We start from the raw sequence: 12,661 nt of genomic DNA, 5'->3' as shown, positions 1-12,661 counted from the left end.
TGTGACTGATACACCGCTATCGGGGGCAAGCCCCCTCCCACATTAGAAATCGGTGCGCTTTGAACAGTGGCATATGGCGCCAAATCCCTGGGTTTGTGGCAAACTTCGCGGTTATAAATGCCGGGATCGTCGTGATGGGCTGGTGCGCAGCCGCGGCGCGATGGAATAAAGCGTTGCCAGTTTGGTGCCCGCGGTGGGGAATCGGACTACTTACAGTTTGGTACGACGGTACCAATATCTTCTGCCTGACAGATTTAGAGGAACGACCGTGCATAACGTCGTCATCAGCGGCACTGGCTTGTACACCCCGGCCAACAGCATCTCCAACGAAGAGCTGGTGCAGTCTTTCAATACCTACGTGCAGCAGTTCAACAGCGACAACGCCGCTGCCATCGAGCGCGGCGAGGTGCAGGCGCTGACCGAGTCCAGCGCAGCCTTTATCGAGAAGGCCTCCGGTATCAAAAGCCGCTTTGTCATGGACAAGGACGGCATTCTCGACCCGCAACGCATGGCCCCGCGCCTGCCCGAGCGCAGCAACGATGAATGGTCGGTCCTGTGCCAGATGGCTATTGGTGCCGCCGAGCAAGCCCTGCAGCGCGCCGGCAAGACCGCCGCCGATATCGACGGCGTGATCGTTGCCTGTTCCAACCTGCAGCGTGCGTACCCCGCCATCGCCATTGAAGTCCAGGAAGCCCTGGGCATCGAGGGGTTTGGTTTCGATATGAACGTGGCGTGTTCCTCGGCCACTTTCGGCATCCAGAATGCCGCCAACAGCATCCAGCTGGGCCAGGCCCGGGCGATCCTGATGGTCAACCCCGAAGTTTGCACCGGCCACTTGAACTTCCGTGACCGCGATAGCCATTTCATCTTCGGTGACGCCGCCACGGCCGTGATCCTGGAGCGCGCCGACCTGGCAACTTCCGAGCACCAGTTCGACGTGGTGAGCACCAAGCTGTTGACCAAGTTCTCCAATAACATCCGCAACAACTTCGGCTTCCTCAACCGTGCGGCGGAAGAAGGCATCGGGGCCCCCGACAAGCTGTTCGTGCAGGAAGGCCGCAAAGTCTTCCGCGATGTCTGCCCGATGGTCGCCGAGCTGATCGGTGTGCACCTGGAAGAGAACCAACTGAATGTGGCCGATGTGAAGCGCTTCTGGCTGCACCAGGCCAACCTGAGCATGAACCACCTGATCGTGAAGAAACTGCTGGGCCGCGAAGCCACGGTGGAAGAAGCACCGGTGATCCTCGACACTTACGCCAATACCAGTTCGGCAGGTTCGGTGATTGCGTTCCACACCTACCAGGACGACTTGCCCAAGGGCGCCGTGGCGGTGCTCAGCTCGTTCGGCGCCGGGTACTCCATTGGTAGCGTGATCCTGCGCAAACGCTGATCTACCGGTCGGTCACGATCCAATGTGGGAGCTGGCTTGCCTGCGATTGCATCACTGCGGTGCCAGCATCGCAGGCAAGCCAGCTCACACGGGAATCGGGTTTTCCACGGTGGAATCGAGGTAGACGATGGCGGCAGCGGACGATGCGCACCTGCTTGAACGCTTGCTCAAGGGCGAGCAGCGGGCCTACAAGGAATTGGTCACCCAATACCAGAGCGCCATGCGCGCGGTGGCCTATGCCATCGTCGGTCAGCGCCATGCCGATGAAATCGTGCAGGACGCCTGGCTGGCGGTCGTGCGCAACCTGCCCAAGTTCGAAGGACGCTCCAGTCTCAAGACCTGGCTGCTGACCATCACTGCCAACGCCGCCAAGAGCCGTTACAAACAGAATCGCCGGGAAGTGCTGCTCGACGATTTGCCCTCGCCCCATGGGACGATCGGTGATGAGCGTTTCTCGCCCGACGATGGCCACTGGGCCGTCGCCCCCTATGCCTGGCACCAGGACACGCCGGAAGCCCTGCTGACCGAGGAAGAGCTGCGCAAGTGCCTGGAGCATACGTTGCTGAGTCTGTCTGAGTTGCAAGGCAGCGTGTTGGTGTTGCGCGAACGCCAGGGCCTGGAACTGGAAGAGATCTGTAATCTTCTGACGCTGTCGCTCTCCAACGTTCGTGTGCTGCTGCATCGAGCGCGGCTTAAAGTCTTCGCCACGGTGGAGCATTTTGAGGAAACGGGCGAATGTTGACCTGTAAAGAGCAAGTGGCACGTTCCAGTGACTATCTCGATGGGCAATTGACCTTTCGCGAGCGCCTGTTGGTGCGTCATCACTTGATGTTTTGCCCGAACTGTCGGCGGTTTATCCGCCAGATGCGCCTGATGCAGGCGACGTTGCGGATCTTGCCGCAGCCGCCGGTCGACGATGCGGATGCCTTGGCACAGCGGCTGGCTGCCGAGCGGCTCAAGGATCAGGAGTAGCGGGGAAGCAAAAGCTGGCTCGCGTGGGTGAGTCGAACGGATGATGGGGACCGATTCACCCACGCAAGGCTGTTACAGCCACCTCGGGCCGTCCTGGCCCAAGGCTTGTCACACGGGTATTCAGAACTTGGCTTCAGCATCCAACTGCAGGGTGTTGGTGTTGGCGTCGCGCTGAGTGCGGCTGGCGTAGTCAGCCTTGGTCAGGAAGTACGTGGCGCCGACGGCGAAGTTTTTGTCGATGTCGTAGCTGACCTTCATCTTGTGGCCGCGCGAACCGGTGGTGCCGTTGCCGAAGTCCGAATCGGTGAAGGCGCCTACAACAGCGTTACGTTGCGTATCGCGGTAGTTGTAGTCCAGGTTGAAGCCGAACACCTTGGACTTGGCACCCAGCAACCAGGCAGTGTCCTGGTCGTTGGAGGCGTCGTTGTTCTTCACGTACTGGCCGTAGAACGCCAGTGGCACGGCCAGGCCGCCGATGTCTGCCTGGGCAAACCCTTCGTACAGGCGGAATTGTTCGTTTGGCGAGTTGCCGTTGACCGCCAGTGCGCAAGGTGTGCTGGTGGTGGTACAGGCACTGTTTTCGTCGTTCTGGTAAGCGTAGATGCTGCCGCCCAGGGTCATTTTCAGGTTGTCGGTCACCGAGAAGCGTGTGCCCAACTGGCCGGAAGTCAGGCGCAGGTCGTGGCGAAATTGCACGCCGTCGCCGTCGACGTTGTCCTTGAGGTTGTAGTTACCGATGCTGCCGAACAGCTCGGCGCTGCTACCCAGTGGGTATTTGTAGGTCAATGCCAGGCCTTCCGGGTTGATATCGCTATCCCAGATCACGTCGCCCATGTTCACCCAAGGCTGGAGCATTTTGCCGCCGATCACGTGCAGGTTCTTGATCTGCTCGGGGTGGTAGTCGATGTAGCCAAGGTCCAGCCAGATCGACTTCTTGTCGAAGTAGTTATCCTGGTCCTGGTTGGTGGACCGCGCGTCGTCGCTGCTGCCCGTGGCGATACGGATGCCGGTGTCGACCTGGGAGTTGATCTCGGTGTAGGCGCCCAGGCGGGCACGAATGCGCTGACGGTCCTTGTCACGGCCACCGTTGTTGGATTCGCCCTGGATCTTCACGGTCTCCTGGCGGAAACGTACGTCACCCTTGAATTGCGTCTTCGCGGCCCATGCCAGCTTCTGATCGAAGACGCTGAGGTCGTTGGTTTTTTTCGCGGTGGCCGCGATCTGTTCGTTGGTCTCTTGTTGAGCTTGCTGAGCGATCTGCTTTTCTTTCTGATCCTTGGCCAGTTCAGCTTGCAGTTCGGTGTACTGCGCTGCGGTGATCTGGCCGTTGGCCTTGAGCATGTCGAGCAATTTAGCGTCGACTGCGGCGCTGGCAGGAACGCTCAGGGCCAGTAACAGGCCACCGCACAGGACCGCCGCAGTTTTAGTGGAAGCAAGACGCATATCAATCTCCGAAAGTGAGGAGGGATGGCAAACCATCCAGGACACAACCGACCGAGGACGGACGGAAAAAATAGCCGCCCGGTAGAACCAGGCGCTCTAAAAACAGGCGTCAGTATCGCGATGGTTTATGACGGCGCAGTGGCGAAGTAATGTCATCTACATGACAAATTATTTAAGAAGGAACTATTGGCATGCAGCCTTGTCCGGCGATTTGAGGGTGTACTGGGTCCGGCGATAAGCGATACTCGCCAGGCTTTCACGCCCTGAAGTAGTGAGGATGCCGATGCCGTTGCAACGCCTGCCAAGCCTGTCCGAAACCGCCCCTCAGACCTGGGATGCCCTGGTGCCGGACGCCCAACCGTTCGTGCGTCATGCGTTCCTGAGTGCGCTGGAGGACAGCGGTAGCGTCGGCCCCCATTCCGGCTGGCAACCGGAGCATCTGTTGCACTGGGAGGGCGATCGGCTGGTCGCGGCGTTACCCGGCTATCGCAAATGGCACTCCTACGGCGAGTACGTGTTCGATCACGGCTGGGCGGATGCCTGTGAGCGTGCCGGTATCGACTATTACCCCAAGCTGCTGACGGCCGTACCGTTCAGTCCGGTCAGCGGACCGCGCGTGTTGGCGGCCAATGCCGCCGACGCTTTTGAACTGCTCCAAAGCCTGCCGGGCTACCTGGAAATCGAGGGGCTCTCCGGCGCCCATATCAATTTCACCGATGCGTTGGCCGATGACGCCCTGGCCCAGCAGCCGGGCTGGATGCAGCGCCTGGGTTGTCAGTTTCACTGGCAGAACCGTGGCTATCGCGACTTTCAGGACTTTCTCGATGCCCTGAGTTCACGCAAGCGCAAACAGATGCGCAAGGAGCGCGAACAGGTGGCGGGGCAGGGCATTGAATTTGAGTGGTTACAAGGCCATGAACTGAGCGAAGCGCAATGGGATTTTGTCTATGCCTGCTACGCCAACACCTACGCCGTCAGACGCCAATCGCCGTACCTGACCCGCGCGTTTTTCAGCCTGCTCGCCGAGCGCATGCCCGAAGCTATCCGCGTGGTGCTGGCCAAGCAAGGCGCCCGCCCGGTGGCCATGGCGTTCAGCCTGGTCGGTGGCGACAGTTTCTACGGCCGCTACTGGGGCTGCCTGGCGGAGTTTGACCGCCTGCATTTCGAAACCTGTTTCTACCAGGGCATGGACTATGCCATCGCCCACGGCCTGCAACGTTTCGACGCCGGCGCCCAGGGCGAGCACAAGTTGATTCGCGGGTTTGAGCCGGTGATTACCCGGTCATGGCATTACTTGCGTCATCCGGGGTTGAAAAAAGCCGTTGAGGATTTCCTGGCGCGCGAGCGGGTGGGGATCCTGGCGTATGCCGAAGAGGCGAGGGCAGCCCTGCCTTACCGGCAGGGCTGAACCCGCGCGGCCTCAGGCCGGCTCCTCCTTGCCCAGCCATCGATAGGTAAAACCGCCGACCACCGCGCCGAGAATCGGCGCGAGCCAGAACATCCACAACTGCTGGATCGCCCACCCGCCCACGATCAGCGCCGGGCCCGTACTGCGGGCCGGGTTGACCGAGGTGTTGGTCACGGGGATGGAGATCAGGTGGATCAAGGTCAGGGCCAGGCCGATGGCGATCGGTGCGAGGCCCTTCGGGGCACGAGGGTCGGTGGCGCCAAGGATGATCAGCACGAACATCGTCGTCATCACTAACTCACAGACAAACCCCGCAGCCAATGAATAGCCCCCCGGCGAATGCTCGGCATAGCCGTTGGAGGCCAGGCCCGACGCCAGTTCAAACCCTGGCTTGCCGCTGGCGATGAAGTACAGCAGCGCTGCGGCGACCGTGCCGCCAATTACCTGGGCCACGATGTAGGCCGGTAATTCCCTGGCCGGAAACCGCCCGCCCACCACCAGCCCCACCGATACCGCCGGGTTCAGGTGACAACCGCTGATGTGTCCGATGGCGACGGCCATGGTCAGCACCGTGAGCCCGAACGCCAGGGCTACACCCAACAACCCGATGCCGACGGCGGGAAACGCCGCGGCCAACACCGCACTCCCGCAACCGCCCAACACCAGCCAAAACGTGCCCAACCCTTCTGTGACTGAACGCTTGAACAAAGACATGCAACCCGTCCTTGATAGATCGCTCTACCGAATCAGTAAATCAGTGATGCTCCCTGCGGATTTACTTCAGCGCCCGCCTGGGCACTGCACTGAGTACAGCACGGTTCCGGCACAAATCCAGGGTACTCATGGGGGAGGGAGCAAGCTCCCTCCCTCTCACATTTTGAGTTGCGTAGGCCCGGCAGTTTTCAATCGATACCGACAAACCCGCCAGTCTGGTGTTGCCACAACCGCGCATACAGCCCGCCATGGGCCAGCAGCTCGGCATGGCTGCCGCTCTCGGCGATCTGGCCCTTCTCCAGCACCACCAGGCGATCCATGCGTGCGATGGTCGACAATCGGTGCGCAATCGCAATCACCGTCTTGCCTTGCATCAGGGTCTCCAGGCTTTCCTGGATGGCGGCTTCCACTTCCGAGTCCAGCGCCGACGTGGCTTCGTCCATGATCAGGATCGGCGCGTCCTTGAGCAGTACGCGGGCGATGGCAATCCGTTGCCGCTGGCCGCCGGAGAGTTTGACCCCGCGCTCACCCACGTGTGCATCCAGCCCGGTACGTCCTTCGGCATCCGACAGCAGCGGGATGAACTCATCGGCGCGCGCCTTGTGCACGGCGGCCCAGAGTTCTTCATCGGTCGCATCCGGTTTGCCATACAGCAGGTTGTCGCGGATCGAGCGGTGCAGCAGCGAGGTGTCCTGGGTGATCATGCCGATCTGTTCGCGCAGGGATTCCTGGGCAACCTCGGCGATGTCCTGGCCGTCGATCAGGATGCGCCCGCCCTGCAGGTCGTAGAGGCGCAGCAGCAGGTTGACCAGGGTCGATTTGCCCGCGCCGGACGGGCCGATCAGGCCGATTTTTTCCCCGGCCTTGATGGTCAGGTTCAGGCCGCCAATGATCCCGCTCTTCTTGCCATAGTGAAAATCCACCTGCTCGAAGCGCACTTCCCCATGGGGGACGCTCAGGCGCGGGGCGTTTTCGCGGTCGATCACCGCCAGTGGCTGGGCGATGGTTTTCAAGCCGTCCTGCACCATGCCGATGTTTTCGAAGATGCCGTTGACCACCCACATGATCCAGCCGGACATGTTGACGATACGAATCACTAGGCCGGTCGCCAGGGCAATCGCGCCTACGGAAATCAGCGAGTGGGTCCACAACCACAGGGCCAGGCCAGTGGTGGTGACGATCAGCAGGCCGTTCATGGTGGTGATCACCACGTCCATGCTGGTCACCACGCGGCTGGCCAGTTGGGTTTTTTCGGTCTGCTCGATGAGCGCTTCCTTGGCGTATTGCTGCTCGTAATGGGTGTGAGCAAACAGCTTCAAGGTGGTGATGTTGGTGTAGCCGTCGACAATCCGGCCCATCAATTTGGAGCGCGCCTCGGAGGAAATCACCGAGCGCTCTTTCACTCTGGGCACGAAGTAGCGCAGCGCCAGGCTGTAGCAGACGATCCAGGTCACCAGCGGGATCATCAGGCGCCAGTCGGCTTCGGCAAACAACACCAGCGAGCTGATCGCATAGATCGCCACGTGCCAGATCGCATCCACCGCCGCGACAGCGGAGTCGCGCAGGGAGTTGCCGGTCTGCATGATGCGCTGGGCAATACGCCCGGCGAAGTCGTTCTGGAAGAAATTCAGGCTCTGCTTGAGCACGTAGCTGTGGTTCTGCCAGCGGATCAGGCTGGTCATGCCGGGGCTGATGGTCTGGTGCACCAGCAGGTCATGCAGGGCGCCGAAGATCGGGCGCAGCAGCAGGGCCACCACAGCCATCCAGATCAGTTCGGTGCTATGCAACTGGAAGAAGTTCGCCGGGGGCGTCCCCTGGGCCAGGTCGATAATGCGGCTCAGGTAGCTGAACAGCGCGACCTCGATCAGCGCACCGATCAGGCCCACCACCAGCAGCGCGGCAAAACTCGGCCACACCTGGCGCAGGTAATAGAGATAGAAGGGCAGGACTTTATCGGGAGGGGCCGCGCTGGGGGCTTCGCGGAAGATGTCGATCAGTTGTTCAAAACGACGATAGAGCATTAGGGTTGACGCCCGCCTGGCGGGCTCTCCTGTTCAAATGCGTGCGGTGCCTGGTGGGCGCCGCACGGAACTACCTGCAGACCTCAGTCGATGCGCTTGGCCGACTTGATCAGGACAGGATCGATAGGCACGTTCTGCATGCCTTGCTTGGTGGTGGTCTGCGAGTTGACGATGATGTCGACCACGTCCATGCCCTTGACTACCTTGGCGAACACGGCATAACCAGCGTCTCGACCTGGATCGAGGAAGGCATTGTCGGCGACGTTGATGAAGAATTGGCTGGTGGCCGAGTTCGGATCGTTGGTGCGCGCCATGGACAAGGTGCCACGTACGTTGTGCAAGCCATTGCTGGCTTCGTTCTTGATCGGCGCTTCGGTCGGTTTTTGCGACATCTGCTGGGTGAACCCGCCGCCCTGGACCATGAAGCCCGGGATCACGCGGTGGAAAATCGTGTTGGTGTAGAAGCCCTTGTCGACGTAGGCCAGGAAGTTTTTGGTACTGATCGGCGCCTTGACCGGGTCCAGTTCGATTTCAATGTCGCCATTGGTGGTGGTGATCAGTACGTGCGGCGCCTTGGCAGGCTCGGCCGCCATCAGGTTGGCAGCGAACAATACGGAACCGGCGAAGAAGGCGATTTTTTTCAGCATGGGTCAGTGATCCTGGGTAGTGGTTTCGACTGTCTTTAGAAAATCGAGCAACGTAGCGTTAAAGACTTCGGGTTGGTCCAAGGGCGTGGCATGGCGGGAATCCTCGATCACCACCAGCCGCGCATCGGGCAGCAGTTTTACATAGATTTCTTTCTGCGCCACGGGGGTGTAGTCGTGGTCGGCGCTGATGACCAGGGTTGGACAGGTAATCCTCGAAAGTCGTTCCTGTACGCCCCAGCCCACAATCGCGTCGAAGCTGGCGAGATAAGCACGTTTGTCGTTTTTTGCCCAGCGTTCGGCCATCTTGCGGCGCAGGTCGGCCTGGTGCGGTTTGGGGAACAGTCGGTCGCCGAGAGCTTTGCCGATCGTGGCCAGGCTGAGCGCGCGCGCGAGGCTCCAGCGCTTGGCCCACTGCCAGTAATCATCGGCACTGCGAACCTTGACCTCGGGCGCGCTGTTGACGATGCACAGGCTCTTGACCAGGCCGGGCTCGTCCACCGCCAGCTGGAAGGCGATCATCCCCCCCATGGACAAGCCCACCACATGGGCGGGCGGCAGGTCCAGGTGTTCGATCAGGGCGAGCAGGTCGAAGGTAAAGCCCTGGATACTGTAGCGCTCTCGAGGTTTGTCGGAGCGCCCATGGCCGCGTACATCCACCACGATCAAGCGGTAATGCCTGGCCAGCACCGGGATCTGCAGCTCCCAATCCTGGCTGCTGGAGCCCAGGCCATGGATCAGGATCAGCGGCGTGCCGTGACCGTATTCCTCGTAATGCAGGTTGCAGCCTTCGTGGTCGAACCAGGCCATGCTTGAACTCCGTTTCAGGCTTGCTGCGGGGCGGCGAAAGGGGCGTCCAAGGGGGCTGTGTCGAACGTGCGCAGCAGCTCCACCAGGATCTGCGTGGCTGGGCCCAAGGGTTTGTCCTTGTTTGAATACAGGTAGAACGTCGGATGGCGGCTGCCGCCCTGTTCCAAGGGTAGCTGCTTGAGCACGCCTTCGGCGAGTTCGCGTTCGATCATGTGCCGGGGCAGCCAGGCAAAGCCCAGGCCGCTGCCGACAAAGGCGGCGGCGGTGGCCAGGCTGCCGACGGTCCAGCGCTGCTCGGCGCCAAGCCAGCCCACATCGCGCGGCTGCTGGCGACCGGAATCGCGGATCACCACCTGCATCTGGCTTTCCAGGTCCTGGAAGCTCAACTCGCGGTTCATGCGGTGCAAGGCATGCTCGGGATGGGCCACGGCGATGAACTCCACATCGCTCATTTCCGTGCCCAGGTAGCCGGGAATGCTGAAACTGCTGATCGCCAGGTCGGCCACGCCTTCCATCAACAGCTCTTCGACACCCGACAGCACCTCCTCACGCAAGCGCACGCGACAACCGCGGCTTTGCGGCATAAAGGCCGTCAAGGCACGCACCAGGCGCGCATTCGGGTAGGCGGCATCGACCACCAGGCGCACTTCGGCCTCCCAGCCCTGTTCCATATGGTGGGCCAGGTCTTCCAGTTGACTGGCGTTTTTCACCAGTTGCCGGGAGCGGCGCAACAGCACTTCACCGGCCTCGGTCAGCACCGCCTTGCGCCCGTCGATGCGCAACATCGGAACGCCGAGTTGGTCTTGCATGCGGGCCACGGTGTAGCTCACCGAGGACTGCGAACGGTGCAGCGCTTCAGCCGCCTGGGCGAAGCCGCCATGGTCGACCACGGCTTGCAGCGTGCGCCATTGATCAAGGGTAACGCGGGGCGCTTTCAAGATGAGCTCCTCTTGTCCTAAGCTGGCGGTCCTTATTGGAGACTGCCGAATGAGAAAATTCTGTTGTGTGTTGCTGGCGCTGTTGCCGATGAGTGCCTTTGCCTACCCCATCGACGTGACTAAAAAAATCGACGGCGTGAGCATCGATTACACCGCCTCCGATGTGGACGGCGACATCAGCTCGATTCAATTGAATAACTACGGCACGAAGGACGCCGTGTGTTCGGTCACCTTTACCAACGGTCCGGAATCACCCCGTCGACGCACGGTCACGGTACCGGCGGGTAAAAGCACCAACACCACCGTCAAGTTCAACCGCGCGATCATCAAAATGCGGATCGCCCTGGCCTGCGCCCCGAAATAAAGCAGCAGCGGAGCGTCCCGACAGGAATACTCCGCTTATAAACAAATTTCTAGATGGTTTATAGCAGTTTTTTGCGCTTTTTTATCGAATTGGCTCTGTCTACTCTTCACTCCATCGCCTTACAGCAAATGCAGATGGAGCCTACGAAGCCATGTCCAATGTTCTGATCATCGAAAGCAGCGCCCGCCAACAGGATTCGATTTCCCGGCAACTGACCCAACAGTTCATCAGCCAATGGCAGGCCGCCCATCCGGCAGATCAGATCACGGTGCGTGACGTCGCCCTTGACCCGGTGCCGCACCTGGACGCCAACCTGCTCGGCGGTTGGATGAAACCTGCCGACCAGCGCAACCCCAGCGAACAGGCCTCCCTCGACCGTTCCAACGAATTGACCGATGAATTGCTCGCCGCCGACGTGCTGGTGATGGCGGCACCGATGTACAACTTTGCCATCCCCAGCACCCTCAAAGCCTGGCTGGACCACGTGTTGCGTGCGGGTGTGACCTTCAAGTACACCGCCACGGGGCCCCAAGGCCTGCTCACCGGTAAACGCGCCATCGTGTTGACCGCTCGCGGCGGTATCCATGCCGGCGCCAGCTCCGATCACCAGGAACCCTACCTGCGCCAGGTCATGGCTTTTATCGGGATCCATGACGTCACCTTCATTCATGCCGAAGGCGTGAACCTGAGCAGTGACTTCCAGGAAAAGGGCATCAACCACGCCAAGGCGCTGCTGGCGCAGGTGGCTTGATCCTTTAATCGCCAGATAATCGCGCGGTGTTTATATCGCTCCACGCAAACCCTTCAAGTACGCGTAAGAACCTCCCTTTGCACTTGTTGCTCCTGAGTGCTCCTGCCCGACTGACGCTATAGCGAGGTCGGGTTTTTTTTGCCCCGAGTTTCGTCAAACGCCGAAAACCTTTAATGTCCCGCCCATTCGAAATGAGGCGCGCATGGGCTATCTACTGGTTGTTACCCTGATTCAGGCATTTTCCTTCAGCTTGATCGGCGAATACCTCGCCGGTCACGTCGACAGCTACTTCGCGGTGCTGGTGCGTGTGCTGCTGGCCGGGCTGGTCTTTATCCCGTTGACCCGCTGGCGCTCGGTAGAACCGGCCTTCATGCGCGGCATGCTGGTGATTGGCGCGCTGCAGTTTGGCGTGACCTACGTGTGCCTGTACCTGAGCTTTCGTGTGCTCACGGTGCCGGAGGTGCTGCTATTCACCATCCTCACTCCGTTGCATGTGACCCTGATCGAAGACGCGCTCAACCGCCGCTTCAATCCCTGGGCGCTGATCGCCGCCTTGGTGGCGGTGACGGGGGCGGCGGTGATCCGTTTCGACCAGATCACCCCGCACTTCCTCATGGGCTTCCTGTTGCTGCAACTGGCCAACTTCACCTACGCCGCCGGGCAGGTTATGTACAAGCACCTGGTGGCGCGCTACCCCAGCGACCTGCCGCACTATCGACGCTTCGGTTACTTCTACCTGGGCGCGTTGTTGGTGGTGCTGCCGGCGTTCCTGTTGTTCGGCAAAGCCAACTTCCTGCCGGAAGCGCCATTGCAATGGGGCGTGCTGGTGTTCCTCGGATTGGTCAGTACCGCCTTGGGCATGTATTGGTGGAACAAGGGGGCCTGCCTGGTCAGCGGCGGCACCTTGGCGGTGATGAACAATTTGCATGTGCCGGTGGGGCTGCTGCTGAACCTGCTGATCTGGAACCAGCACGAGCCGCTGGGGCGGTTGGCGTTGGGTGGCCTGGTGATTCTGGGGGCGGTGTGGATCAGTCGGTTGGGGGCGCGCAAGGAGCCAGTGCTGCGCTGACCCGCCCAGGGGAGCGGGCTGTTGTGGAGAGCCGCAATGCCAGTCAGTCAAAGAGGAACTGTAACTGTGGCGAACAGGCTTGTTGTGGTAATGGGATGGACGCCCCCTTCCTAACGGCATCTATGTGCCAAAGTTAA

General features: G+C 60.7%; 13 protein-coding genes. 7 read left to right on the top strand and 6 right to left on the bottom strand.

What is annotated here, in order from left to right:
- Positions 1 to 268: 268 nt before the first annotated feature.
- The 3 genes from QU606_RS27045 to QU606_RS27035 all read left to right on the top strand — a co-directional run bounded on the left by QU606_RS27045 (position 269) and on the right by QU606_RS27035 (position 2,362).
- On the top strand, positions 269 to 1,390 hold the full coding sequence (locus tag QU606_RS27045; protein WP_150054406.1) for a beta-ketoacyl-ACP synthase III: 1,122 nt from the start codon (positions 269 to 271) through the stop codon (positions 1,388 to 1,390).
- A 127-nt stretch (positions 1,391 to 1,517) separates the two neighbouring features.
- Entirely contained in the window at positions 1,518 to 2,132 is a 615-nt protein-coding gene (locus tag QU606_RS27040; protein WP_024076814.1) for an RNA polymerase sigma factor, read from the top strand.
- Positions 2,126 to 2,362, top strand: a complete 237-nt coding sequence (locus tag QU606_RS27035) for an anti-sigma factor (protein ID WP_024076813.1) — start codon at positions 2,126 to 2,128, stop codon at positions 2,360 to 2,362. Before QU606_RS27040 ends, QU606_RS27035 begins: the two co-directional genes overlap by 7 nt.
- Before the next feature lie 120 nt (positions 2,363 to 2,482).
- Here QU606_RS27035 and QU606_RS27030 read toward each other — a convergent pair whose 3' ends face one another.
- Positions 2,483 to 3,805 carry a putative porin gene (locus tag QU606_RS27030; protein ID WP_024076812.1) on the bottom strand — a complete coding sequence of 441 codons (1,323 nt, stop codon included), beginning with the start codon at positions 3,803 to 3,805 and terminating at the stop codon, positions 2,483 to 2,485.
- Between the two features lie 283 nt (positions 3,806 to 4,088).
- Here QU606_RS27030 and QU606_RS27025 point away from each other — a divergent pair, with 283 nt between their 5' ends.
- Positions 4,089 to 5,213, top strand: coding sequence for a GNAT family N-acetyltransferase (locus QU606_RS27025; RefSeq protein WP_304997831.1), 1,125 nt, complete (start codon positions 4,089 to 4,091; stop codon positions 5,211 to 5,213).
- A gap of 12 nt (positions 5,214 to 5,225) precedes the next feature.
- Here the strand turns inward: QU606_RS27025 and aqpZ are convergent, their stop codons facing one another.
- From aqpZ to QU606_RS27000, 5 genes are all read right to left on the bottom strand, one after another.
- Positions 5,226 to 5,927, bottom strand: coding sequence for an aquaporin Z (aqpZ, locus tag QU606_RS27020; RefSeq protein ID WP_024076810.1), 702 nt, complete (start codon positions 5,925 to 5,927; stop codon positions 5,226 to 5,228).
- Positions 5,928 to 6,115: 188 nt separating this feature from the next.
- Positions 6,116 to 7,948, bottom strand: a complete 1,833-nt coding sequence (locus tag QU606_RS27015) for an ABC transporter ATP-binding protein (protein WP_024076809.1) — start codon at positions 7,946 to 7,948, stop codon at positions 6,116 to 6,118.
- Positions 7,949 to 8,031: 83 nt separating this feature from the next.
- Entirely contained in the window at positions 8,032 to 8,595 is a 564-nt protein-coding gene (locus tag QU606_RS27010; protein ID WP_003210708.1) for a peptidylprolyl isomerase A, read from the bottom strand.
- A gap of 3 nt (positions 8,596 to 8,598) precedes the next feature.
- The gene (locus tag QU606_RS27005; protein WP_093235826.1) at positions 8,599 to 9,402 is read right to left on the bottom strand and encodes an alpha/beta fold hydrolase; all 804 of its coding nucleotides are present in this window, start codon (positions 9,400 to 9,402) and stop codon (positions 8,599 to 8,601) included.
- A 14-nt stretch (positions 9,403 to 9,416) separates the two neighbouring features.
- The gene (locus tag QU606_RS27000) at positions 9,417 to 10,340 is read right to left on the bottom strand and encodes a LysR family transcriptional regulator (RefSeq protein ID WP_024076807.1); all 924 of its coding nucleotides are present in this window, start codon (positions 10,338 to 10,340) and stop codon (positions 9,417 to 9,419) included.
- 49 nt (positions 10,341 to 10,389) lie between these two features.
- Here QU606_RS27000 and QU606_RS26995 point away from each other — a divergent pair, with 49 nt between their 5' ends.
- From QU606_RS26995 to QU606_RS26985, 3 genes are all read left to right on the top strand, one after another.
- Positions 10,390 to 10,704 carry a 3-phosphoglycerate kinase gene (locus QU606_RS26995; RefSeq protein WP_024076806.1) on the top strand — a complete coding sequence of 105 codons (315 nt, stop codon included), beginning with the start codon at positions 10,390 to 10,392 and terminating at the stop codon, positions 10,702 to 10,704.
- A 151-nt stretch (positions 10,705 to 10,855) separates the two neighbouring features.
- Complete coding sequence (locus QU606_RS26990) at positions 10,856 to 11,455, top strand: FMN-dependent NADH-azoreductase (protein ID WP_024076805.1); 600 nt, start codon at positions 10,856 to 10,858, stop codon at positions 11,453 to 11,455.
- A gap of 202 nt (positions 11,456 to 11,657) precedes the next feature.
- Positions 11,658 to 12,524 (top strand): carboxylate/amino acid/amine transporter, encoded by an 867-nt coding sequence (locus QU606_RS26985; protein ID WP_304997830.1) that lies wholly within the window; start codon positions 11,658 to 11,660, stop codon positions 12,522 to 12,524.
- Positions 12,525 to 12,661 lie beyond the last annotated feature (137 nt).

The organism is Pseudomonas sp. OVF7, assembly GCF_030644265.1.
GTDB classification, from domain to species: Bacteria; Pseudomonadota; Gammaproteobacteria; order Pseudomonadales; family Pseudomonadaceae; genus Aquipseudomonas; species Aquipseudomonas gorinensis.
This window is presented reverse-complemented; position numbering and strand designations above follow the sequence as displayed.

Bases quoted from the DNA above. Each gene is read 5' to 3' on its own strand.
- QU606_RS27030 (WP_024076812.1), bottom strand. From the start codon at position 3,805: ATGCGTCTTGCTTCCACTAAAACTGCGGCGGTCCTGTGCGGTGGCCTG.
- QU606_RS26985 (WP_304997830.1), top strand. From the start codon at position 11,658: ATGGGCTATCTACTGGTTGTTACCCTGATTCAGGCATTTTCCTTCAGC.
- QU606_RS27005 (WP_093235826.1), bottom strand. From the start codon at position 9,402: ATGGCCTGGTTCGACCACGAAGGCTGCAACCTGCATTACGAGGAATAC.
- aqpZ (WP_024076810.1), bottom strand. From the start codon at position 5,927: ATGTCTTTGTTCAAGCGTTCAGTCACAGAAGGGTTGGGCACGTTTTGG.
- QU606_RS27040 (WP_024076814.1), top strand. From the start codon at position 1,518: ATGGCGGCAGCGGACGATGCGCACCTGCTTGAACGCTTGCTCAAGGGC.
- QU606_RS27025 (WP_304997831.1), top strand. From the start codon at position 4,089: ATGCCGTTGCAACGCCTGCCAAGCCTGTCCGAAACCGCCCCTCAGACC.
- QU606_RS26990 (WP_024076805.1), top strand. From the start codon at position 10,856: ATGTCCAATGTTCTGATCATCGAAAGCAGCGCCCGCCAACAGGATTCG.
- QU606_RS27035 (WP_024076813.1), top strand. From the start codon at position 2,126: ATGTTGACCTGTAAAGAGCAAGTGGCACGTTCCAGTGACTATCTCGAT.
- QU606_RS26995 (WP_024076806.1), top strand. From the start codon at position 10,390: ATGAGAAAATTCTGTTGTGTGTTGCTGGCGCTGTTGCCGATGAGTGCC.
- QU606_RS27015 (WP_024076809.1), bottom strand. From the start codon at position 7,948: ATGCTCTATCGTCGTTTTGAACAACTGATCGACATCTTCCGCGAAGCC.
- QU606_RS27010 (WP_003210708.1), bottom strand. From the start codon at position 8,595: ATGCTGAAAAAAATCGCCTTCTTCGCCGGTTCCGTATTGTTCGCTGCC.